The following is a 23,428-nucleotide window of genomic DNA, read 5'->3' as shown; positions in this document are numbered from 1 at the left end:
AGAGCATCATGCGCATTTTAGTCGTAGACGATGAACTTCATATCCGGCAGTTAATTGCCATTCAGTTGCAGCAGGCAGGCTATGAAGCTGTTCTCGCGAAGGATGCGCAGGAAGCACTCCTTTATCTTGAGGATGAAGAGGTCAGTGCTGCGATTGTGGACGTGATGATGCCGGGGATGACCGGCTTTGAACTGACGGAAATTTTGTCTCAGGAACTGGATATTCCGGTTATTCTTGTGACAGCGAAGGGACAGCTTGAGGATAAGGAAGAAGGCTTTCTTGCTGGTTCAGAGGACTATCTCGTCAAGCCGTTTGAGCCGAAAGAATTACTGTTCCGGCTGAATGCGATTTTGCGGCGTTACGGAAAATCACAGCGCAATAAAATTCAGCTTGCGAATGTTGTACTTGACCGGACGACCTATGACGTCACAATCAATGATGAAACGCTGATCATTCCAATGAAGGAATTCGATATTCTGGCTGTGTTAGCTAATTCATCCGGCCAGACGATTCCCCGGTCTGTTATCCTGAGGGATGTATGGGGTGATGAGGAAGGAAAGCACGAATTTTCACTGAACACACATATTACCAGGCTGCGTGAACGCCTGAATCAATACGGTGCGAAAGTCGAAATCCAGACAGTACGCGGGATCGGCTACCGGTTAGAGGTGACTGGATGAAGACACTTTACCGGCAATTTATCCAGACCAGCTTATTGTTTTTAGCGCTCAGTATTGTGCTTGGGGTCATTTTGACGAATGTGTATTACGTATCTTTTACGAAGCAGGAAACGATTGATCAGAACCTGGAGCGTGCGCAGGAGGTTGCTGTAACACTGGAACAGATGCACGGCGATACTGCTGCGCTGGAGCCATTTTTATCATCCGTTGCCAATCTCGGTTATCAGATTGCACTGCTTGATTCCGAGCAGCAGTTCACGACTTTTGGCGAGCCGTTTGAGGATCTGACGCTGACTGATCAGGCGGAGCAGGTGATGTCAGATCAGCAAATCTATACAGGTGAAAATGCTGGACTGTCCTTTTTTATGACCAGTCATTTTTCAAGCCGTCTTGATAATACGGTGGGCGTGCCGTTTCAAGTGGACGATCAGCAATACGCACTATTCCTGCGGCAGGATATGAACCTATTGTCTTCAGATATTCATACGCTGCTGCTGGCATTTCTGCTGTCGATTGCAGTTGTTAATCTGGCCGGGATGTTCCTGATGGCAAAACAGCTCACGCGTCCGATCAGTCTGCTGCAGCAGGCAACAAGGGAAGTCGCGAATGATAATTACAGTCATACGCTTACGATTTCACGTCCGGATGAAATTGGGGATCTGGCCAACAGTTTTAATGAAATGATTGGCCGCCTGAGACAAAATGATGAGTCGCGCAAAACGTTTATCACCAATGTCTCGCATGATCTGCAATCTCCATTAATGAATATTAAAGGGTATGCAGAGCTGCTTTCAGCTAAAGCAGCGGCTGGATCTGATGAGCAAGAGTATGCGGAAGTGATAGAATCTGAAGCGAAGCGTTTGTCGGGACTTGCAAAACAGCTATTACTTTTGAGCTCGCTTGATCAGCCGGTTTATCAGCTGAAAGAGGAAACGTATGCGCTGGATCAACAGATCAGGAAAGCGATCAGGCATTACAGGTGGCGCCTTGATGAAAAAGAGCTTGATGTCAGCTTGAAACTGATGAAGACAGACGTGTATGCAGACCGGGAGTTAATGAATTATGTCTGGGACAATCTGATCTCCAATGCGATTAAATATTCTCCGGCAACAAGTTCAATTCGCGTTCATTTATCAAATGAGGACGGGATCTCGGTTGTGATTGAAGATAACGGAACCGGAATCTCTGCAGCGGATCTGCCGCATATTAAAGAGCGGTTCTATCGGGCGGACCAGTCGAGAAGCGAGGAAGGTACAGGCTTAGGTCTTGCGATTGTGCAGGAGATCGTAAAGCTGCATAAAGGAAAAGTTGAATTTGAAAGTATAGATGGAGAAGGCACAAGGGTTAAAGTGCACCTTCCGACATATAAGGAGGAATAAGGAATGGAAAGGAAATGGGGATTACGGTTAATCCAGTTCTCTGCAATATTCGGTTTTATCGGAACGTATCTTGGCTCACATATGGCAGGGGTAATGGATTATTCACTGCGTCCGATTCACGCACATATATTATTAGTGGGCTGGTTATCAGTCTTTGCCTGGGGAATCTTCTATCAGATTTTTGAGATTAAATATAAAAAGCTGGTTACAATTCATAGTATCGCTGCGATGATTGGGGCAGTTGGATTAACGTCGGGTATGTGGTTTTATAACCTGAATCCGTTGAATCTAGGTGACACGTTTGTCCTCGTGTTCTTTATTGTTGGGGGAACGATTTTGTTAATTGCGTTTTTCCTGTTTGCAGTTGTGACGTTTTTTACAGTGCCAAGAACGGAAAGAAATTAAGGGGAAGTCAAGCGAAGTCCGGCCTGGGCTTCGCTTTTTTAGATCTTTTCATTTTCTACTCTTTCTTGATATTCGCAATAAGTAAAATCCTCCGATAAAAAACACACCCACCAATGTAACTTTCACAAGCGAAATATGCTCAATGAGCGGCGTATGCGTGCTGCGGTTTGAATGAAATATAGACCACCAGCTTGGGTCAGGATAAAGGTGAGAAACAATTAACCAGCTTAAAAATATCACAATCATAAGAGCCCAAAAACCTCTCAACGTCATAACCCCCATTAGATTCGGATTCTTTTAATTTAGCTGATAATCCCTTTAACCATAAGAAACGTCCATGGACTCAAAATAAGCAGTGCGCTCACATACGCAAATTTACGTTCCTTTAGCACACTTGCAATCAGAAAGCTGACCAGACCGCAAATGAATGTGGTAATGATCGTATCAACAATTCCATATTCACGAAAAATAGGGCTCACAAATGATAACACGCCGATACCAATAATCAGCCAATAGAATATGTACAGTAATCTGTTATTTTTCATATCTCGCACTCCTTTGATATCCTAATTCAGTGGTGAATCCATTATATGGTTTTTCTTAGTGTAATGTAAGGGTAGACGTTACTAAGGTATCAGTGAGGAGGCGTTTGAAGTGAATCATTTGAGTCAATCGGAATGGAAGTTAAGTGTATATACTGTTGCGGCAATGCTTGGTACTTTCCTTGGTATTTTCATAGTTTTGCGTGAACTGAATCTGATCTTTGTGATGATCTACCTGGGTATTGTAGCTTTCATTATTTCAGGATATGCGATTTATATTTCTACTAAACGGAAGAAGCATTCAGATGAGAAATAATGATATGCGAAACGAATAACCGTAGTTGAACACAAGTTCCATCTAATTCATTCAGGTTACTTATGAAATTAGATGGAGATTGCATTCAGCATGGAACTTTAAAAGTCATACGTATTTTAATTTCTTTTCTTAGCTTGCGGCGCATCACTGAATGACAATTTTCTCTTCTCAAGCTCCAGCTTTTCTTTTTCTAACTCAAGCTTCTTCTTTTTCAAATCCAGCGTTAAGATGAAATACAGGAAAATGAAAGTAAATCCAACAATGATTAAAATAAAAATAAATATATCCAAAATGATCTCCTCCTGAATGATGTGGGTTTTTAAATTGGTTGTGTTTGCTCCTGTGAAATGGGTTTACTCGCTTTCTCTGATCTTATTTCTAAAGAGTTTGAATGTTGCTATACTGATAAGACAGACATATCACTTATGAGAGGTGGATAAAAAAATGAAAGAAGTGCTTATTCAGTATATGAAACGTTTCTCAGATCTCAGTGAACCAGAATTAATGAAGCTGACGGAAGACATACCTGTCGCTGTATTTAAAAAAGGAACGATTTTGCTGTCTCAGGGAGATGTACCTGATAAATGTTATTTTATTTTAAAAGGCTGTGTGCGCCAGTTTGCTGTAGATGAAAACGGTAATGAGCATACGTATCAGTTTTATACTGAAGAGCAAAGTGTCACCATCTTCAGTGAACAGGCGTCTCAATATTCACTGGGCTGTCTTGAAGACTGTACGCTGATTGTCGGTGATTTAACCACAGAGCAGGAAGCTTACGATATGAACCCTGTGTTAGAGACGATGACACGTAAAATGGTCTTTGAAGACATGGGCACAATGAGAGATGAATTCTCTTCTTTTACTTCTTCGACACCGGAAGAACGTTATCAGGCTTTGATGGATAAAAGGCCAGAGCTCATTGAAAGAGTGCCACAGTACCAGTTAGCCAGTTATCTTGGCATCAAGCCTGAATCATTGAGCCGGATCAAGAAAAGAGCTGCAGCCACCCACCTCAGAATTGTTGATTAATCAGCTATCAGCTTTCTTCCTTTGACCAGCAGCCAAATACCAAAGCTTAATTCACCGATAAACATTGGCGCCATAAGAGCTAATTCTAGTATGCCTGTAAATTGCGCTATTTCAGGGATGAAGTTGTACATGAAATGGATCAGCGAATAACTTATGCCTGCCATAATCAACATTGTACTGATGACCTTTGGTATTTTTGCTGTTTTCAACGCGACGGCTCCAACTGCTGTGAGATGAACGCCAAAGACAATTAAGCCCAGTGACCAGATTGTTTCAAATGACATGATGGAGTTCATGACCTGCTGTGAAGCCGACACAGCTGTTACCGCCTGATCAGCTGAAATGAGGTTTACAACAGCAATTGTCAGGATCGCAGTATATATCAGGCGAAGCCCTCCGGCTAACAAGGCGTAACCGGAGTGGAACGGCTTTAGAAATTGATAGAATCCCCAGGAGACAATTAAGTCTGTCACAATAATAATCACCCATCCAAGAATCTCAAGACGAAACAGGAGCTGGGATGATTGAATATTTGCCAATGTAGCAGACGGACCCCCTTCGACAACCAGTGAGCTATGGACATATCCCTGCGCAAAGAATGCAGCGAGTGTCATGATGAGCAGTGAGACACCTGAGTAAACTGCAGCCTTTTGGTGAATTTGCTGATTCGACATGTGCATGGATCTCATTTTTAAAAACCTCCTCTTATCTGATTTCACTTCGATTGTAAGGCGTAGCTCAAAAGCGATCATTGACTTAAGTTAAGAAGATGATTGTTTTTTAAAAAAAATTGTCAGGCTAATGATTGAATTAAGAATCCGCCTTTTGACTCGCCCTCTGGCATTCCTATTGTTTTACACTTAAGCAAATGGAGGTGTCACGATGGAGTTTACATATTTCAATGCGTTACAAATTAGAATGGCGAGACCGACTGATCAGATGCAAGAGATCAATCGATTTTATGAAGAAGGGCTGGGCCTTAAAAGGGTGGCAGCTTTTCAGGATCATGATGGTTACGACGGTGTCATGTATGGGTTACCGGGAACTGAGGTGCACTTAGAGTTTACAAGTCACAAGTCAGGTAGCCCGTGTCCCGACCCTGGACGCGATCAGCTGCTGGTATTCTATATTCCGAATGCTGCGCAGCTAAAAGAGACTGCAGACAGGCTTGTGAAAATGGGGTATCTGCAGGTGGAGCCTGAAAATTCTTACTGGACAGAAAAAGGGGTCACGATTGAAGATCCTGATAAATGGCGCATTGTGTTGATGAATACTGAAGGGCTTGGATAAACAGATTGAACCTTTTAGAAAAAGTAAATGTGTTGGCATTCATTGACGATAAACAGCATATTTTTATAGCTGGTACAGGCAATGAGATCGTTGACGTTATCGTAACGAAGAAAGAAAATATACCTGAGAATATTTTTGTAAAAGCGAGGAAAGTATGATTAATTCAAAGTTTATGTGTGGCTGAGGAGAATGCATCTGCCATCGGATTTTATCAATCGCTTGGTATGACAACAAAAGCAGAAAAATGGAGATTTTGCTGAAGTGATTACAATACTGATCATCAAAAAAGAAGCTTGATCTATAAGCTTCTTTGTATGTTGCTTCTGAGTTTAAATGATTTGCTGTAAGCATTCTTTAATATTTTATTTGAGGTCGTCGAAAAGATCTTGAATAAAAGTTTTTAATTTCACCGGGCTGAATGGCTTGGTAATAAAATGTTTAATTCCGCAGTTACGAGCGTTTTCCTGATCTCTTTGCTGCGTCATTGCAGTTAACATAATAATATGTTCTGGACAGCGATCGCTCGCCAGGTTTTCTATTACTTCAATACCAGACAGTTTCGGCATAATGTTATCAATTACGCAAACATGGTAATCCTCATTCTTCAGTTTTTCTAAAGCCTCATGTCCATCTGAAGCAAAGTCCAGTTCAGCATCTAAATCCTCCAGCGTGTCGCGAATCAGCATTCTTGAAAACTTTTCATCATCGGCAATTAGTATTTTCAAAGTATGACCTCCCTCACAAATACGCTCTAGTTAAAATGTTATTTAGACAATATCTTGAACTAGATAGAAGTAAAAAACAAGTCATATTTGATTTTTGTTATATTTGAGTAGTTAGCGTGATTAGGTCTCAATTCTGTCTGGAAGTAAGCAGACGGTGCATTAAAAAAGCGGAGGCAGGGTCTATCCTTGTCTCCGCTTAATTAATTCACTTTCGCAAAACCAAACCCGGAAGCTAGATCATCACCGACAGCAGCGCTGCGTCCGCCAGGAATGTCATTTGCTTTTGCACGGTTTTGAATCTCAGTGCGAAGCTGGACGTGAGATATAGTTATGGGGACAGACCCAGACTGCCTAAAATATCTCCGTAAATTGAGAATGATAAAAGATTAAAACCTTCTCTCTACCAGGGAAGCTTTTTTATTTAAGAAAAATATAAAAAGGTCCAACACTTCTTTGTGTTGAAACGTTATATACATGAGACTACAAAAAAGTGAGTGAAGTCCATGAAATCCAGTGAGGTGTATCTGGGATTGGAAACGGATCTGCGCAGGTTTGCCAGGTCAATTGCACGACATGAGCAGGAAGCGGATGATCTGGTCCAGCAGGCTGTTATCAAATCGCTCGCTCATGAAAGTCTGCTTCAGGAAATGCCTGTATATAAGCAGCGGGCCTGGTTTTTCCGGGTGATAAAAAATCAATTGGTTGATGACAGGAGAAAGGAAAAGCGTCTGACAGGGTGGGAGGATGATTTTGATCAGATTCAGTTAGATCAGCGGTTTACTCATATTGAAGTAACTGAACTACTTGCAATTCTGTCGCAGGAGTACAGGGACATTGTGTTTAAGCGGTATTGGATTGGCTTATCAAGTCAGGAAATCGGTCAGCAGCTGCAATTACCTGCTGCTACTGTCCGCTACAAATTGAGTCAGGCTTTAAAACAGCTTAAAAAGAAATTGGAGGAAGAATAAAATGACAAAACAGCGAATTGGTAATATAGGTGTACTTAATTTAACAAAGGTGAATGAGAAAACAATTGCAGGAATTGAAAGCATCGAAAATGTCGGCTGCATTATTTACTCAAGAGAAACAGCTCATTTGCAATCTGCCTTAAAGGTTCAAAATGTTGGGGCAAGCATAGAAATTAACGGTGACTATCAGACGCTCACAGGAGAAACAGTTTTATCCCGCAATTATTTTCAGTCTCTTACAACACCTGTCCAGTTGCTGACTGTTGGCAGCATCACGTTTGATGAAAAAATAGAAGAAGCTGATCTGGAAGGTAAAATTGATGGACTTTTTGTGGTGGGGACAGTGTACGCACCAGCTCACTTACAGGGACACATTCAAAGTAAAGTAAAGCACATGACAGGCATGTTTGAACCTTATGAGGGTGAAAAACCAAGAGTGATTAATGGAAAACATGAGTTGACTAATGCCTATCTTGAATCCATTCAATCGTCTGTAAAACTAACCGTCAATGGAAAGTTAAAACTCGATAAGCACTTATCAACTGAATCGTTAAATCAAAAAATTGAGAACCTGACTGTGAATGGAATCCTGTATTTTCATGAGTCACAGGAATCGGCTGTCTTCGGGCTTCCACACACCATCAATGGGAAATCCGTCAAGATTCCGGAGGGCTTTACCCTGCTGACTTCATCTCAGTCTTATTCAGCCCGCACATTGCGCCGTTTAAATGGAGCGAAGCTAATGACGACAAATCCAATTTATTTTGAAAAAGACGTATCACGTGAGCTGCTGGAGCAAGCCATTGATCAGATCCAGACGACTTCTATTGTGGTCGTGGACGAAGATCTTGAGGATCTGCTTTATGAAAAAACAAATATTGAAGCGGAGATTTTGTCTTATGAAGGACAATATGTGGTGATTGAAAACGAAGAAAAATGGGACACAGAAGAATATGCATTTTACGATAAACCGGTCACACTGATCGTGGCAGGAAAGTTGATTTTCGAAGAAGATCTGAGCGCAACAGAACTCAAAACTACAATAAAAAATATCGACCTTTTGGGCACCATTGTAACAGAAACTCCTGAAATCAAAGGCATTATCAAGTCACTCCTGCGTCTAAATGATGGAAGTGTAGAAAGCGCTGATCAACCGGTTGATTCCAGATATGATGTTGCCAACTACGGGGAACTCAGCTTATAACATGAAAGCAGGTGGCACTATGTTTTATCAGGACAGAAGTCTCGCACAAAGCAAAATGAATGACCGCCAGAAGCGGGTGGAGGAACAGAGGCTGGTAAAGCGGATGAAGAAGAGGAAAGTAATTAAAGATTGATGAAGTGTTTACTGTGTTAAATAGCATTCTCACACGATATCTTATATCTAAATGAATAAAAGAAATCGTGTGAGAGTTGTATACCTATTCACCCGGCATATATCCGATCACCTCATTCGTATCAGGGTCAATTAGTATGAGTGGCGTGCCAGTCACAACATTTTCTTTATCTTTAAAGGAAACTCTCAAGGCCTCATTCCCCTCAAAAGTGTCATCCAATAATTCAAAAGTTTGATCAGCAATCACCTCTGTTACCTCGGCACTCTGCCAATCCTCATCTGCAGTATTATCCCAGCCTTCTTCCTTCACAAAATCCCAGGCGGCTTTTTTTGCTTCATTATATTCTTGTGTTTTGCTTTGGTCACTAGCACAACCAACTAGTATGAGTGCAGTAAATGTGCAAATTGCTAAGTAGCAAATGCCCTTTTTCATAAAAGTTTGCCCCCCTTTTTAACAGTAGACGTATAGCATACTTGAAAGTTCCTATCTGAAAGCAGACGCTAAATTAAACTTGAGTTCCCATGCATATGTTGAAATAATTGGGAGTATAGATTTTTTTTACTATGACTAAGACAGGGGAAGAATTGATGGAATCTACACTTATTATTTTACGCGGCAATTCAGGCAGCGGCAAAACGACAATTGCGCAAAGACTTCAAAAGCATTTAGGCCACGGCACGCTTCTGGTTTCCCAGGATGTCATTCGCCGGAATATGCTAATGGTTCACGACAGGGAGGGTAACCCTTCAATTGATCTGACCCGTCAGATTGCGGAATACGGTAAAGGGACTTGTGAATTTGTCATAGTGGAAGGTATTTTTAACAAAAAGCGCTATGGTGACATGTTAAAAGGGTTAATTAAGCTCTATGACGATAAGGCGCATACATATTATTTTGATTTATCCTTTGAGGAAACAGTGAGACGACATAACATGCGTGACAAAAAGATAGATTTTGGTGAAGACTCATTACGCGCCTGGTGGAATCCAAATGATGAGCTTGGAGTGGAAGGCGAAACCCTGCTGACTGACCGTATGTCGGAGGAAGAGGTGTGGGAGCGGGTTTTAGGTCAGTTGAAATAGTGATAGAAACTGTTTCAGTTATAATGTTCATAGAAAACCGTTCCCTATGTCGAACTCAATTCTCACAGTATTTCATTAGAAAATGGCCGAGAGGTGAAATATATGAATATATTCATTCGGGCAGCCAGCTCAAGCGACTACGAATCTTTGCTGCCTTTATTTAGACAGGTTCATGCATTCCACGTTCATGTCAGACCTGATTTGTACAAAGAGAATGACACTCCAGTTGAACAAGCGTTTTTTGAGAATCAATTAATTGATGACACACAGCATATTTTTGTGGCTGTAATCAGCAATGAACTTGTCGGCGTTGTAGTGACAAAGGAAGAAGTGGTAACTGAAAATACTTTTGTTAATGAGAGGAAAATGTTATTGGTAAATAGCTTATGCGTTGCTGAAACTCATAGAAAGAAAGGGATCGGAAAGAAACTGACTGAATACGTTTTTGATTTTGGAAGAAGCCTTAAAGTCGATAGTATTGAATTGGGCGTATCCGAGGAAAATACATCTGCCATTGAATTCTATAAGTCAATTGGGATGACAACGAAGAGCAGGAAGATGGAGATTATGTTGGACTAACGGGGCGTTTTGATTGAACAAGGAACATTTGATTCTACTGATAGAAAGATTGAAGGCATTGTCTAAGACCTATTACTGAGATTAAATTCACCCTTTTGAATCGTCATAGGACGTCTCCATTGTTTTACACTAAAGCAAATGGAGGTGTCATGATGGATTTTACATATTTTCATGCAATGCAAATCAGGATGGCCAGACCGACTGACAGGATGAATGAGATCATTAACTTTTACGAGAAAGGACTTGGTCTTAAAAGAGTGGCAGAGTTCCAGGATCACGAAGATTATGACGGTGTCATGTACGGATTGCCGGGGACAGAGGTGCATTTAGAGTTTACGAGCCACGTGTCAGGCAGCCCTTGTCCGGACCCGGGACGTGATCAGCTGTTGGTATTTTATATACCTGATCCTGTTCAGCTTGATCAGACGGCAGATCGCTTAGTGGAAATGGGCTATCAGCAGGTTGAACCTGAGAATCCATACTGGAAAGATAAAGGTGTCACAATAGAGGATCCGGATAAATGGAGGATTGTACTGATGAATACTGAAGGGCTGAGTGAATAAAAGCGAAGTTTGGGCCTGACCCAAACTTCGCTCAATAAAATCAATTCACTTTCGCAAATCCGAACCCTGATGCCACATCATCACCAACAGCAGCGCTGCGTCCGCCAAGGATGTCATTTGATTTTGCACGATTTTGAATCTCAGTGCGAAGCTGGACGTGGGAGAAGCCAGGGTTTTCTGCCCATACTTTTGCTGCAAGTCCTGCTACGTGTGGAGATGCCATTGATGTACCACTGATTGTGTTATAACCGCCATTTGGCCAAGTGGAGAAGATCGCTGCACCAGGAGCAGAAATTTCAACGTCGCCTTCCTGGATCAGGTAATCGCCATCGCCTTTACGTACACCTCTTGAAGAGAAATCTGCTACACGGTATGTACCGTTTTCGAATCTGTTTTCAAGTGCTGCAACTGCAACTGCATTTTCAAGTGCGCCAGGGTAACCGATTGAACCAACGCGGAATCCTGAGTTACCAGCAGCTGCTACAACAAGAACGCCTTTATCATATGCATAGTTTACTGCGTCTTCAATCAGCGGGCTGTTAGCTGATGAACCTAGAGACATATTGATGACTGTGTTTGTACCAGTTGCAACTGCCTGATCAGCTGTGTGGCGGATTGCTGCAGCGATATCATCTGAGTAACCAGATCCGTCATCACCAAGTACTTTGTATGCCCAAAGATCTGCATCCGGTACAACACCGTATACGCCTGAACCGTCACTTCCGCCATCAGCAAGCACAGAGCCTGCAACGTGCGTACCGTGACCATCAACATCATTACAAGATCCGTTTACAAGCGGAGTCGCCTGTGTGAAGTCTTTACACTGCTCAACTGTTCCCTGAAGGTCATGGTGACCCGTGAATACGCCTGTATCCAGTACCGCTACATTAATGCCTGTTCCACCTGATGTTGCAGTAACATTCGCATCGTTATAAATTGCTTCAATGCCCCAGGGTGTCTGATCTGCAGGAGCTGAAAACGCAGTTGTTACATTTTCAGTGTTTCTTAATGTATCCACCGACACCTCATCAACTTTTGTCAGTATAAGATTCTTATTGTTTTGAAGGGCTTTGAATTGTGCCTCGTTCATATCAGTTGAAAATCCGTTAGCACTCAGTTCCCAGCGAGAATCATATTGCTTCTGCAATGCAGCTTTTTTCTTTTGAGCAGACTCTCCTGATACCTCTACATAAACGCGGAATTTTTCAGCATTGTTCGACTGCTGATCCGGTGCAGCACTTGCCCCAGCTGGTACTGCGAGGCTTGCTGCTAATAATAAACTCATCATGACACTTCTCGATTTCTTCATTTCCCACGACTCCTTTTGTCGAAATATTTTGTGAATAGGTTCATCCTAACAAAAGAAGTGTGTCTTGTTTATCGGGAAAATTAAAGGGGTGTTCATACGGTGAAGGGGTATAATTCCCTTTATATGTAATGGTTTGTACGAGGTGTTAACTATTCAAACTCTATGTTGTTGGGAAAATTTTTAGAAAGCTTCTAAATTCACACTTTTTCTTTCAAAAAAAACCTCTGTCAATCTGATTTATTTCTACATTTCTTTATCATTTACAGTAAATATTGATATATCAGACAGAGAGATTTTCTAAGAATGTTTTTCTCCTAACCTTGTCGCCCACGATTCACACCAGAAATCATCATACGGTTTTAAAGTGTATCCTTTTTTATTTTTGTGATTCCGAACATGATAACGGATCGACGAAGGAATAGTGACGGCAAAAACCATGAATGGTCCTAACAGCAAGTTTTGAAAACTGTGTCCATACTCGTGTGATTTGAGTCTGACGGAGGCATGTTTTTGAACAAAGAAGAAGCCTCCAAAATTAACACCACCCCATTTTTCACCGACCTCAAAATAAATGGCATGGTTGAATCGTTTTGGTTTTATGCCTGTGCACATTAGAATGATTGCGATGAACAAGCCTAATAGATTAATCAGCAGACCCCAGGATAACTGAATGAGCCAGAAAAGATAGATATTCATTTCTAAATTCCTCCTGGTCTGAAAATGATTTTGTACATTTACTGCAATTGTATATTGAAGAGAAGGGAACTGGCAACGGTGAGAGGGGTTTGATCATCTTAAGTAAATACTCTTAAATTTGTCTAATTAAGAGGAGGGGGAATTGATATTTTTCATATCGATTAGGGAACTCAATTAAAATAGTTGCCTGAGTACTTTCAGTAAAGAAACCACCAATGAATTAGAAAACGAAAAAATCCCGTGTTTGAGTTCACGAGATTTTTTCGTTTTCTAATCTTTTCTTTAATTCAGTTATATTAATAGGCTTGCGGTTTGAAAATTGAACTTCATCTGCATTTTGTTCTTCAAAAAAAGCTTCCTGTTTTTTATTTTTGATATTCACCGCGATTGTTTTCAAGCCCATTGATCCTGCAATCGACATTACACCTTTGACGATGTGATCAGCAGCTTGCTTTTCTCCGTTTTTTTCTAAGACTTGTGCATTAATTTTGATTTGATCGATTGGCAGCTCGTTCATATATAGTAAGGCACTGTAGCCTACTCCAAACTCATCTAACACAATTTTGATTCCAATCTGGTTCAACTGTTTAAACAGGTCGTTGAAAAAACTCATTTCGGCAGGTGGAATATGTTCACTTAGCACAAATCGCAAAGCACAACCATTCACTTCATACTTTTTTAGCAATTTTTCAATCGACGTAAAAAACTTAGGATCATAGCACTGATCAATCAACAAAGGCAGCATGATGTCAATATGATACCCCTCTTTAGAAAGTTTGCTTGCATCAGCAATTGCCTTATTCACAATGTAGTTTCCAAGCTCTTTACTCAAATGTACTGACTTAGACAGCGTTCTCCATTGAGCAATTGTCATTTCCCCATGTGGCCAGGTGATTTTAGCTGCTGCTGATGTCAGATCAGCGGAATTTCTTTTGTATATTGGATCATAATGAATCGTAAGAAGGTTTTCTTTCAATGCATTGCGTAATCTCTGTTCGAAAATCTGGTTCTTTTCATTTTCGATATTTAAATAGTTATTAAAAAACGTTGCCTGATTCTTTCCATTACGTTTTGATTCATACAAGGCAATGTCTGCGTTTTGCATCACTTCAGTCAATTCGGTCCCGTGATCCGGTGCAAGCGCTAGACCGATACTTGGTGTAATGGCAATCATGTGTCCATCAATATTCAAAGGTGATTTAAACACTTTAAGAATAGCAGATGAAAACTTACGCAAATCTTCTTCTGATGTGTCAGGTACTAATAAAATAAACTCATCGCCGCCTAGTCTGCCGACTGTGGTCTCTGCGCTTGAAACTTCTATTAATTTACTTGCAACTTCTACTAACACTAAGTCTCCAACTCCGTGACCAAGTGTATCATTTACTTTTTTAAAGTGATCTAAATCCATAAACATTATGCCCAGTGCTGTTTCTGGACTCATATGTTCCTGAAAGCTTTCGTCAATTCCCATACGATTTTGCAGATTGGTTAAAGGGTCAAACTTTGCTAAACGTGATAATTTATTTTGCTGGTCAGAAACTTCGTCAAACGCTTTAGATAGTTTTCTGGTCATCTTTCGAAAGTTAATGATGAGTAACTGGACATCAATTAAACGTGTTCGTGGCCATACAATTGATTGACTGTCTTTAACCCTTTCAGGCAGATTTTTTGTGATTAATTCCAGCTCGTGAATAGGACGTAAGATTTTTTTGGTAATTTTTGTTGATAGGAAAATACTGAATGCAAGTATAATAGATATAAAAATTAGTCTGTAGAGATGCTGTGTGAACAACTCCTTGTGATAAGGGCCCGTATTAACAGTCGATATCACAGTCCATGGCGTATTTTCATTTTCGCCCATTGTTACATACGTTGCGTTTTTCCAGCTTGAAATCTTTGTATCTGTGTCAGAAGGCATCCATAAGAATGATAGTTCCTCCTCGTTTCCCTGATTAAAAGTGCTCTGAATAGATTCAAAGAATGGATCATCATCAGGGTTCGCTGTTCCATCCATCCGCATACCTGATTGGTCATGGACAGTAACACGCCTGTCATTGCCATATAAATTTTCCCATTCCTTCATCTCTATACTGACTGCAAAATACAATGTTTCTTCATCCGTAAATTCAGATGGTTTTGTTAAAGGTATTGTCGCGATTACATAGGGATCATTATTTGCGTCGAAGTAAAAAGGTGAATAGCGAACCTGATTAGGCATAAAATCAGGATAATTCGATTCGTTCAAAGTGTTTAACCGATTCTCAGGATAGTCTGCAATCACATTCATATCGCTATCCATTAAGACGATTTCATCAGCGCCCCAGACAGCTTCGCTGAGTGTTGCCAGGTAAAGTTCATCCTCAATGACATCAGCAGAATAAACAAAATTTCCCTGAGATGATAAAACGGTTCTGACTTCATACATCCACATATTTAACGTATCCTGTGCATCCGTGTACTCTTTCTGTGAATCACTCTGAATTTGTTGTTGTACATCTTCTGAATCACTGGACATTTCAAATAAAAGCATAGTGAATGCAGGAATGAGGAAAAGAGTTAAAATCGTATGAAAAATAACATCTTCTAGTTGAATTTTTTGACGATGCTTTTTAAAGAAAAAATAACTGACGATAAAAAGTAATAAATTCGCAAGCAAAATATTAATAATGCCATTCACAGTATCTTTTAGCGCTACAATGAGCGAATCGACAAATGAGAGGTCCAGTAAATAGTAATAGGTTACAAATACGAATGGAATACCCAAAGTCAGCCAATAAATCATATCAGCCATTATAAGCGATTGTTTATATTTTTTATAAAGGAGAATGACTGTCAGAAACTCCATCAACATTGCTGCAGAGCCATAGAAGTGACCCCATATATAATAGGTCGCAAAAGCAAAAATCATTGAATGAATCAATGCGATTCTAAAACCGAATAATCTATATAAAAGGAAGGTTAAAAAAGATCCAATCAGAAAATCTATACCGAATAATGTAGGGATATAATAAAAACTTGCTGCGCCTGAAAGGATCAGAATGATGTAAATGACCCATCTGGGTAAAATGTATTTAGATAGCACCTATTGCACCTTCTTTTATCATGGTTATTTAAGTATATATTAATACTTTTTTCCTATCAAATTTTAAGGAAATACTGATAAAAACATTTATAATGTTCTATTAGAAGGAATAAGTACTTTGCATAAGAATTGAATTTATTTACGATGTTAAAGGTTTTATAATTGCTCTTTCATACAGCATCTCACTTTAACAGAGCCAGAAATAAAAAGAATACATGCACAAGAAAACGCCATTGTGCATGTATTCTTTTTAAATTATATGGTCTGTCTATCTAGTAATCCTGCAACAATTCAACCGCCTCAACAATCTCTTCATAAGGTACATCCACAGATATTTCATACTTCTCCAATATCCGGTCACCAACCATCAGTTAAGATACTTACAAAGATAGAGGGGGGCTGTTCCAAGATTACCTTAAGTTAATCTAACCGAATATAGGACAGTACCTCAGGAGTCCACTGAAAGTACGAAGATTTTTACAAGGTTCGTTCCAAAAGAAAACATCCACGTTTACAGTGTGGACGAAAGCTTTATTCAGGTGGATGGCACTTCTTCATTGTGGGAAGGACCGCATGCTGTCCACGATTTATGATGCGTGATTTTGGTTTGTCATGTGCTAGCGGCATATAACCATGCCAAGCTTTGTCTTGATCTTAAAGCGAAAAAGAAAGGTATCTGTGACTGAATTTTGAGGATATTCCAAAGAAGCTCTGGCCACTTCAGCATCTTTCAGCAATGTGAGGAATCGGACGCCAGCTTGAAAAACGTTAAAATCATATGAGGATTTACTCAGTTGGTGATCTTGCAGCACACGACATGAGCCATCTTGAATCAGTTTTTGATGTAATGGACAATCAATAGTATTATCATGCACACGGAATTGACCGTTCTGAAATTGGCGCATCGATTATTCAGGGGCAGATGGGCTACGAAAAGAGCCAGATCATTCTCAATGACTACAATAAAACAGAAGAAATTGAAGCAGTGTTGCTTGAAATGTGTGGGGAGGTAGCGAGAAGAAGAGCATGGAAGTATATTTTTCATATCAATAGACCTTCAACAAACTACCATTGTATAAAGTGGTAGAAATTGGAGGTCTTTTGTGATTATGAGGTTATTTAACTAAAGTTCACCGTTAGTTGAATAACATCTCACCTTTTATTCCAAACCAAATGTTCTCTATTATCGCTAAAAATATGGTTGCTATAATAAAAGCTGTTATAGAGATCAAAACCTTGTTGCGTAATCTGGTATTGAAACGTCTATATAACTTAATTATCAGGCTGACAAGAAGAATATAGATAGGAACTGATATACATATTGCTATTAAATCAACGAATGAAAAAGGTTTGCTGATGTAAGGGTCAAAGTAGATGTTTAGAAGGAGGAGTGCAATAAATAAGCTAAATTGATAAATGAAAAATTTAACACAATTCATAAAAATTAGGATCCCTTCTATTGCCGACTTTCTTTATTAAACTTTACTGCTCCGTTACTTCAATAAGCAGGTCCGATTTAACTCTTAAAGAAATGCTCACCTTTACTTTAAGAGTATCTTTATGAGTTTGTAGTGAATTTTATATGTTTATATTCCACCGAGGGTGCATAACTAAATTATTTTTTTCATCCAATTCTAAAGCCATATGAATTTCATCATCTTCAGTAGTCAGAATAGCCATTCTTTTGTTATCAATATCTATATAGGGTTTAAAACTTTCTACCATTTCTATTTTCCAATCAAAAAAATTCATTATTCACCTCCAATTTCCTAACTAAACCAATATAGCTATATAAGAGTATTTAGCCAGTTCTTCTTGTACTAACCTGCCCCGTTAGTTGAACAAGACTAATAAGTTCATCTGAATAAAAATGGTTAAATATACAATGAGTTCTTAATCTAACTATACATTATCTCTAATAAGCATAGTGCTGAAAACTAGAATTTTTAAATGCCAGATACAAATAAATATTCATAAACAGCTCTAGGACAGAGTGATTTGATTTTATCGCATATGACAGAACAACAACTTTAAGAAGTTGCAGAAAGAAAAAGCTACTGAATAGCGGCTTTTTTGTATGGAATAAAAAGTATATACAATAATAATTACGTATGTTAATCTATTTTTACAGATCAACGATCTAAAAAAATAGATCGTTAAGGAGGAGACTTATGAACGACCAACCACTAAATGTTTCACTTGAACAGGCAAAATTACTCGGAAACGCCCTAAGAGTAAAGATAATCAGTCAATTAATAGACGTTCCAAAGACAGCGAAGCAAGTGGCAAATTTATTAGACCAGTCTGGTGGAAATGTTCATTATCATATTAAAAAGTTACATGAAGGCGGACTCATTGAATTAGTGGAAGAAAGGCAATATGGCGGAGTTAAAGAGAAGTATTACTTAGCGAAGGCAAAGTGGTTTAACTCTGTAGGTAATACACCAATGGATCCTGTATTAAATGATGATTACCTTTCTAGAGACTCAACCTCATTGAGCCTTCGATTAAATTTAACTACTGAGCAACAGGAAGAAATAAAAGAAGAATTTAAAAAGTTTCTTGAGAGTTGGGTGGTCAAGACGTCAGTCAGGAATTATAGCAATGGAGAAGAATTTAGTATAGGGGTAAAAATCGTTTCAACTAAACAAAAAGAAGAAGGGGATACGGAAGAAAAGTTATGAGAATATTCTCTAACAAGAATTTCTTATATATGTTTTTAGGAAGAATCGTCACAAATATTGGTGATACTCTATATGCAGTTGCGGCAATGTGGTTAGTTTCTGATTTAGGTGGGTCTACATTTTTTACAGGGTTAGCTGGATTTCTCACTATTATACCAAGGTTTATTCAGTTCTTTGGGGGACCGCTGATTGATAGAATTCCAATTCGACCCTTGTTAATTATTACACAATGTATTCAATCCTTTATGCTGCTAATAATCCCTCTAGCATACTATTTTGATCTTTTAAGCGTCTCACTTGTGTTAATCATATCTCCAATTATTACAACATTTAATATGTTAGTTTATCCTGCACAAATGGCTTCTTTACCTAAGTTTGTAGAAGAGAAAGATTTAACAAAAGCGAATTCTCTATTCACTTTTGCTTATCAGGGAATTGAAACAGGTTGTAATGCAATTGCGGGGATACTATTGGTTACGATAGGTGCCGTTTCTATTTACCTTTTAGATTCTATTATGTTTTTAATAGGTGCTTTAATTTTTTCGATGATCAATTTACCTAAGCAAACCAAAAGAGAAAAAGTATCTGATAAGCAACCAATTATTACTCATTTCAAAAAATATGGAGTCGATTTAAAAGAAGGGTTTAGCATTCTTCTGAATAAAACATTTTCCAGACTATTGCTGGGTGTGATTGCCATAAATCTCGTGGGTGGCGCTACTTTTGTTGTCTTGCCTGAGTTTAGTAAACAACAGGGTGGGGCAGAAGTATTTGGCTTTTTATTAATGGCACAAGCCTTGGGTAGCCTTGCTGGGGCACTATTAGCACCATACTTAAAACTAGAAAAATTTGGATTGGGAAGGGTTTATGGCACAGCTTTTATCATCAGCGGAATATTATGGGCTACATCTATTTTTAGCCCGTGGACATGGTTAATGATAGCGATCTACGGCCTTGCCTGGTTCCCGGGTGGAGTGACAAATATATTAATAAATACTTGTATGCAACGGGGGATACCGAAGCATTTATTGGGCAGAGTATTTTCAGCATCATTTAGCTTAAGTGGTATGGCGATGCCGTTAGGTTCTTTGATCGGTGGAATATTAGGAATGATGATAGGAAGTACATATGTCATCTTATTTAGTGGCATTGTTGTATTGTTAGTTGGAGTTTTCTGGATGTTTGATACAGTTACTCAATCCCTTCCAAAGTCTGAGGATGTAACAGAAACAACATTTATAAAAACTATTCCACATGCTGGAGGGCACTAATTGAAGGCTTTCCATGTGTTTAAAAACATTATCTAACGTAACAAAATGTGGCTAAGAGCTTTGTTCTGTAATATGAAACAAAATATAGATTAAAATCTTAGTGCAGCAGAGCGTAAGGTGTCGACTCCGGGACGATTAGAGCTTGCTGAGACCCCACAGGCGAAGCCGAGTGATCACAAAACGGTCCATCGTCCGGAAAGCGTCCACCTGAAGCGCAGGGAAACGATTAAAAAAGCCGAAACAATATAAATTGTCCCGGCCATTTTTAACATATTTATTTCTCTAGTAATTTTGTAGCAACTCAACCGCCTCAACAATCTCTTCATAAGGTACATCCACAGACATTTCATACTTCTCCAATATCCGGTCACCAACCATCAGGTAAAGAGACGTACTATGCACGAACTGATCAGATCCTTCCACCTGTGCGGCAGGGGAGAGGAAGCCTCTGTTGGCAAACAGCTCTACTTCTTCCTGTTCATAGCCTGAGACGAAATCCCAGTTCCCAAAATCCACTTCAAACTGTTCTCCGTATGACTGCAGAACGTCTGGTGTATCGCGTTCAGGATCTATGGTGAAGGAGACGAACTGATAGTCGAGATCCTTTTCATCTAATTGCTTCTGCAGCTCTGACATGTTGTAAGTCATGGGCATACAGACAGTATCACAGTTTGTGAAAATGAAGGCAGCAAGCCAGATTTCGTCTTCCATATCATCGGTGTGAAAGGGTTCTTCACTTTGATTCACTGCCTCCAGGTCGGTGACTTCTCCGTTTAAGGGAAAATGTTCATCCAGGTTAACCCCGGATGAACATCCCTGTAGGATCATCAGAGCGAAGCATGCTGTGATCCATTTTTTCATAATTATTCTGCACTTCCTACTTGTGTGTCCTGTGAAACCACGAGGTCATCAAACTTAGGCTTTTCTTTCAGGAACTGCAGGTCGTGTGACGATTCAGCGAATGCCTGAATCACGTCAGCATTGACTTCAGTCGTGTAAGTCACGCGCTCCCATGCACTTGCAATAATAGCTTCATCCATGCGCTGGTTTGTGATTTCTTCAATAGAATCTACTGCAATTGTTTGGGCTTCTTCAGGATTTTCGTTGATAAATGCAATACTCTTTTCGTGCGCTTCAGTGATTTGCTGAATCATTTCGCTTTCTTCTTCAAGCAGTTTTCCACTTGTCACCAATACTGTATTCGGCAAAGTTGTTCCATAGGCAATTTCATCCGTATCAACGATGATTTTTGCGCCATTTGCTACAAGCGTTGAAGCCCATGGCTCTGGAACTGCTGCAAGATCTACCTTACCTGATTCAAACATCGCCTGATATTGTGCCGGGTTACCAGTCACGTGCTTCAATGTTCCGCCAATACGGGCTGAAGTGATGCCCTGTTCTTTCAGGAATGTTTCCATTTGCACGTCATGCGTACAGCCGATTCCCGGTGTAATAAATGTATGGTTATCAAGATCTTCTAAGCCTTCAATACCGCTTTGTTCACTTGCAACAACAACTGTACCGCCTGAAGATGCGCCGGCAAGAATTTTAACATCCGCACCATTTGCGTAGTTGTTCATGACAGGACCGGGTCCTACAAATCCTGCGTCAATATCACCTGTTTTCAAGGCAGTCATGAATGCACCGCCGTCAGGGAACGTCTTATATGTTACTTCCTTGTCATCACCAATTGCTTCTTCAAAATATTGCTTTTCTTTTGCGATCATCGCTGGAACATGGTCAATGTTCGGGAAGTAGCCAATCACAACTTCGTCTTTACTGCCGGAGGAGCTGTCTGATCCACATGCTGATAACACCAATACTGCTGCCAGGAAAAATAGTACACTAAGATTCTTTTTCATTGTTTTCGCCTCCAAAATTTTATGATGTTGCCAGTCCCCATTTTTTAAGAACCTTCTTTTCAACACGCTGGAAAAATAGTAAATCGACAATAATACCAATCAGCATAATTAAGAGCATGATCGCAATAACACGGCTCATATCTCCAAAATCTGATGCAAATCTTAATGAATAGCCAAGTCCGGGACCTGTGCTGAGCAGTTCACCGGCCATCAGTGCGCGCCATGCAAATGCCCATGCAAGCCGCATACCAGTAACGGCATAGGGGATAGAAGCAGGGATTGTTACCTTACTGAATAAACGAAAACCTCTGTAATTCATCGTCTTTGCTGCTTTTATAAAAAGCGGAGGTACATTGATGATCCCTGTACGGACATTAATGGTCATCACAATGGTTGCACCAAGTACGACAATAAAGATCACGGCCATTTCATTCAGTCCAAACCACATAATCGCAAGCGGGAGCCACACAATACTCGGTACAGATTGCAGTGCCAAAATCAGAGAACCAAGCGTTTCATCAGCTGTTTTTGATTTCGCTAACAGTACACCGAGTAAAAGTCCTAACACGAGTGCAATCGCGAGGCCGATAAATAATCGTCTGAAGCTGGCTACAAGGTCATAGACGAGTGTGAGATTACTGAAACCTTCATATAATGAAGCAAAAACATCAGTCGGTGCAGGCAGAAGGGATGGTGATACGTCAAATACGTAGACGGCACCCTGCCAGATAGTAAATAGTAGTACGTAGAAAATAATTCGTTTAACGGCTGGCTGCATTTTTCTGCTCCTTTTCCGTTACCTTATCAATTTCAGATTTCAATAACGCCTGTATTTTTTCTTCATAATATAGAAGCTCTTCCTTTGATTGAGAGCGGGGTCTCGGAAAGTCCAGTTCAATCACATCTAAAATCGTGCCGGGCTGTGTTCCCATGACAACAATCCGGTCAGAAAGCTTGAGCGATTCAGCAATACTGTGGGTGACAAAAAGAATCGTCTTCTTTGTCTCAAGGAAGATCTTCTCCACAATTTCGTGCAGTCGTGAACGTGTCTGTTCATCAAGCGCACCAAACGGTTCATCCATCAGCAGCAGGGCCGGATCCATCGCCAGTGCCCGTGCGATTGCCACACGCTGCTGCATCCCGCCTGAAATCTCATGAGGTGAATGCTTCGTATAAGCACTCAGCTGCACCATTTGTAAATACTGATGGGCTTTTTGCTGCGCTTCTTTTTTAGACATCTCAGGTAAAAGAGGAAACATCACATTCTCCTCAACTGACAGCCAGGGAAACAAAGCTGCCTGCTGGAACACCATTCCGCGTTCCTTACCGGGTCCTTTAATCGTCTTACCTGAAAGCTCAATCGATCCATCAGTCGCATTCGTAAGACCAGCGACGATCGATAAGAGCGTTGACTTACCGCACCCTGATGGTCCCAGAATCGAAACAAACTCGCCTTCATTCACATCGAGCTGAATATCCGAAAGCACAAGCTCAGTCTTTCCATTGTTCGTGAATGATTTATGTAAATTATTAATTGATAAAAACATGACATCACCTGCTTATCTCTTTAATCCTATGTATTTAATCGGAATTGTATGTAAGTATAGCGGAAGCAGATAAAAAGTC

The 23,428-nt window shown here is 40.1% G+C and carries 27 protein-coding genes; 14 read left to right on the top strand and 13 right to left on the bottom strand.

Features of this window, described 5'->3' with window-relative positions:
- The first annotated feature begins 8 nt into the window (after positions 1–8).
- Genes E2626_RS11620 through E2626_RS11610 form a run of 3 tightly spaced genes read left to right on the top strand, consistent with a single transcriptional unit; the run spans position 9 to position 2,464 of the window.
- Entirely contained in the window at positions 9–680 is a 672-nt protein-coding gene (locus tag E2626_RS11620) for a response regulator transcription factor (protein ID WP_134381935.1), read from the top strand.
- A complete protein-coding gene (locus tag E2626_RS11615; protein ID WP_134381934.1) occupies positions 677–2,059 on the top strand; it encodes a sensor histidine kinase in 1,383 nt (460 codons plus the stop codon). The genes E2626_RS11620 and E2626_RS11615 overlap by 4 nt, the downstream gene beginning before the upstream one ends.
- Before the next feature lie 3 nt (positions 2,060–2,062).
- A complete protein-coding gene (locus E2626_RS11610) occupies positions 2,063–2,464 on the top strand; it encodes a hypothetical protein (RefSeq protein ID WP_134381933.1) in 402 nt (133 codons plus the stop codon).
- A gap of 302 nt (positions 2,465–2,766) precedes the next feature.
- Here E2626_RS11610 and E2626_RS11600 read toward each other — a convergent pair whose 3' ends face one another.
- Positions 2,767–3,009: a hypothetical protein gene (locus tag E2626_RS11600; RefSeq protein WP_134381931.1), complete on the bottom strand. Its 243-nt coding sequence runs from the start codon at positions 3,007–3,009 to the stop codon at positions 2,767–2,769.
- Positions 3,010–3,118: 109 nt separating this feature from the next.
- On the opposite strand from E2626_RS11600, the gene E2626_RS11595 reads away from it, so the two are divergent.
- A complete protein-coding gene (locus tag E2626_RS11595) occupies positions 3,119–3,322 on the top strand; it encodes a hypothetical protein (protein WP_134381930.1) in 204 nt (67 codons plus the stop codon).
- A 116-nt stretch (positions 3,323–3,438) separates the two neighbouring features.
- On the opposite strand, the gene E2626_RS17225 is transcribed toward E2626_RS11595, so the two are convergent.
- Positions 3,439–3,612, bottom strand: coding sequence for a hypothetical protein (locus E2626_RS17225; RefSeq protein ID WP_166786805.1), 174 nt, complete (start codon positions 3,610–3,612; stop codon positions 3,439–3,441).
- A 154-nt stretch (positions 3,613–3,766) separates the two neighbouring features.
- Between E2626_RS17225 and E2626_RS11590 the strand changes: the two genes are divergently transcribed.
- Positions 3,767–4,351, top strand: coding sequence for a Crp/Fnr family transcriptional regulator (locus E2626_RS11590; RefSeq protein WP_134381929.1), 585 nt, complete (start codon positions 3,767–3,769; stop codon positions 4,349–4,351).
- Here E2626_RS11590 and E2626_RS11585 read toward each other — a convergent pair.
- The gene (locus E2626_RS11585; RefSeq protein WP_166786804.1) at positions 4,348–5,040 is read right to left on the bottom strand and encodes a DUF4386 domain-containing protein; all 693 of its coding nucleotides are present in this window, start codon (positions 5,038–5,040) and stop codon (positions 4,348–4,350) included. The two genes, E2626_RS11590 and E2626_RS11585, sit on opposite strands and share 4 nt — an antisense overlap.
- 193 nt (positions 5,041–5,233) lie before the next feature.
- On the opposite strand from E2626_RS11585, the gene E2626_RS11580 reads away from it, so the two are divergent.
- Positions 5,234–5,641: a VOC family protein gene (locus E2626_RS11580; protein ID WP_134381927.1), complete on the top strand. Its 408-nt coding sequence runs from the start codon at positions 5,234–5,236 to the stop codon at positions 5,639–5,641.
- A gap of 5 nt (positions 5,642–5,646) precedes the next feature.
- Positions 5,647–5,799, top strand: a complete 153-nt coding sequence (locus tag E2626_RS17220) for a hypothetical protein (RefSeq protein ID WP_166786803.1) — start codon at positions 5,647–5,649, stop codon at positions 5,797–5,799.
- Between the two features lie 204 nt (positions 5,800–6,003).
- On the opposite strand, the gene E2626_RS11575 is transcribed toward E2626_RS17220, so the two are convergent.
- Positions 6,004–6,366 carry a response regulator gene (locus tag E2626_RS11575; protein WP_244094308.1) on the bottom strand — a complete coding sequence of 121 codons (363 nt, stop codon included), beginning with the start codon at positions 6,364–6,366 and terminating at the stop codon, positions 6,004–6,006.
- A 503-nt stretch (positions 6,367–6,869) separates the two neighbouring features.
- Here E2626_RS11575 and E2626_RS11570 point away from each other — a divergent pair.
- Positions 6,870–7,334: an RNA polymerase sigma factor gene (locus tag E2626_RS11570; RefSeq protein ID WP_134381926.1), complete on the top strand. Its 465-nt coding sequence runs from the start codon at positions 6,870–6,872 to the stop codon at positions 7,332–7,334.
- A 1-nt stretch (position 7,335) separates the two neighbouring features.
- Complete coding sequence (locus E2626_RS11565; protein ID WP_134381925.1) at positions 7,336–8,538, top strand: hypothetical protein; 1,203 nt, start codon at positions 7,336–7,338, stop codon at positions 8,536–8,538.
- A gap of 217 nt (positions 8,539–8,755) precedes the next feature.
- Here E2626_RS11565 and E2626_RS11560 read toward each other — a convergent pair whose 3' ends face one another.
- Entirely contained in the window at positions 8,756–9,103 is a 348-nt protein-coding gene (locus E2626_RS11560) for an outer membrane protein assembly factor BamD (RefSeq protein ID WP_134381924.1), read from the bottom strand.
- A 155-nt stretch (positions 9,104–9,258) separates the two neighbouring features.
- On the opposite strand from E2626_RS11560, the gene E2626_RS11555 reads away from it, so the two are divergent.
- The 3 genes from E2626_RS11555 to E2626_RS11545 all read left to right on the top strand — a co-directional run bounded on the left by E2626_RS11555 (position 9,259) and on the right by E2626_RS11545 (position 10,895).
- Positions 9,259–9,753 (top strand): kinase, encoded by a 495-nt coding sequence (locus E2626_RS11555; protein ID WP_134381923.1) that lies wholly within the window; start codon positions 9,259–9,261, stop codon positions 9,751–9,753.
- A gap of 102 nt (positions 9,754–9,855) precedes the next feature.
- Positions 9,856–10,332, top strand: a complete 477-nt coding sequence (locus E2626_RS11550; RefSeq protein ID WP_134381922.1) for a GNAT family N-acetyltransferase — start codon at positions 9,856–9,858, stop codon at positions 10,330–10,332.
- A 149-nt stretch (positions 10,333–10,481) separates the two neighbouring features.
- A complete protein-coding gene (locus tag E2626_RS11545; protein WP_134381921.1) occupies positions 10,482–10,895 on the top strand; it encodes a VOC family protein in 414 nt (137 codons plus the stop codon).
- Positions 10,896–10,935: 40 nt separating this feature from the next.
- Here the strand turns inward: E2626_RS11545 and E2626_RS11540 are convergent, their stop codons facing one another.
- From E2626_RS11540 to E2626_RS17215, 4 genes are all read right to left on the bottom strand, one after another.
- Positions 10,936–12,204 (bottom strand): S8 family serine peptidase, encoded by a 1,269-nt coding sequence (locus E2626_RS11540; RefSeq protein WP_134381920.1) that lies wholly within the window; start codon positions 12,202–12,204, stop codon positions 10,936–10,938.
- A gap of 297 nt (positions 12,205–12,501) precedes the next feature.
- Positions 12,502–12,900 carry a hypothetical protein gene (locus E2626_RS11535; protein ID WP_134381919.1) on the bottom strand — a complete coding sequence of 133 codons (399 nt, stop codon included), beginning with the start codon at positions 12,898–12,900 and terminating at the stop codon, positions 12,502–12,504.
- Positions 12,901–13,150: 250 nt separating this feature from the next.
- On the bottom strand, positions 13,151–15,985 hold the full coding sequence (locus E2626_RS11530; RefSeq protein ID WP_134381918.1) for a putative bifunctional diguanylate cyclase/phosphodiesterase: 2,835 nt from the start codon (positions 15,983–15,985) through the stop codon (positions 13,151–13,153).
- Between the two features lie 1,578 nt (positions 15,986–17,563).
- Positions 17,564–17,737, bottom strand: a complete 174-nt coding sequence (locus E2626_RS17215; RefSeq protein WP_166786802.1) for a hypothetical protein — start codon at positions 17,735–17,737, stop codon at positions 17,564–17,566.
- 419 nt (positions 17,738–18,156) lie between these two features.
- Between E2626_RS17215 and E2626_RS11515 the strand changes: the two genes are divergently transcribed.
- Positions 18,157–18,669 carry an ArsR/SmtB family transcription factor gene (locus tag E2626_RS11515; protein WP_134381915.1) on the top strand — a complete coding sequence of 171 codons (513 nt, stop codon included), beginning with the start codon at positions 18,157–18,159 and terminating at the stop codon, positions 18,667–18,669.
- Positions 18,666–19,940: an MFS transporter gene (locus E2626_RS11510; RefSeq protein WP_134381914.1), complete on the top strand. Its 1,275-nt coding sequence runs from the start codon at positions 18,666–18,668 to the stop codon at positions 19,938–19,940. The genes E2626_RS11515 and E2626_RS11510 overlap by 4 nt, the downstream gene beginning before the upstream one ends.
- Before the next feature lie 282 nt (positions 19,941–20,222).
- On the opposite strand, the gene E2626_RS11505 is transcribed toward E2626_RS11510, so the two are convergent.
- The 4 genes from E2626_RS11505 to E2626_RS11490 are packed head-to-tail and all read right to left on the bottom strand — an operon-like array spanning position 20,223 to position 23,349.
- Positions 20,223–20,801, bottom strand: coding sequence for an SCO family protein (locus tag E2626_RS11505; protein ID WP_134381913.1), 579 nt, complete (start codon positions 20,799–20,801; stop codon positions 20,223–20,225).
- A gap of 2 nt (positions 20,802–20,803) precedes the next feature.
- Positions 20,804–21,802, bottom strand: a complete 999-nt coding sequence (locus E2626_RS11500; protein ID WP_134381912.1) for an ABC transporter substrate-binding protein — start codon at positions 21,800–21,802, stop codon at positions 20,804–20,806.
- Positions 21,803–21,821: 19 nt separating this feature from the next.
- Complete coding sequence (locus E2626_RS11495; RefSeq protein WP_134381911.1) at positions 21,822–22,580, bottom strand: ABC transporter permease; 759 nt, start codon at positions 22,578–22,580, stop codon at positions 21,822–21,824.
- A complete protein-coding gene (locus tag E2626_RS11490) occupies positions 22,564–23,349 on the bottom strand; it encodes an ABC transporter ATP-binding protein (protein ID WP_134381910.1) in 786 nt (261 codons plus the stop codon). The genes E2626_RS11495 and E2626_RS11490 overlap by 17 nt, the downstream gene beginning before the upstream one ends.
- Positions 23,350–23,428: the final 79 nt, after the last annotated feature.

The organism is Jeotgalibacillus salarius (assembly GCF_004405125.1).
Taxonomy (GTDB): domain Bacteria; phylum Bacillota; class Bacilli; order Bacillales; family Jeotgalibacillaceae; genus Jeotgalibacillus; species Jeotgalibacillus salarius.
The sequence above is the reverse complement of the archived record's forward strand: the minus strand, read 5'-3'. Positions and strand labels throughout refer to the sequence as shown.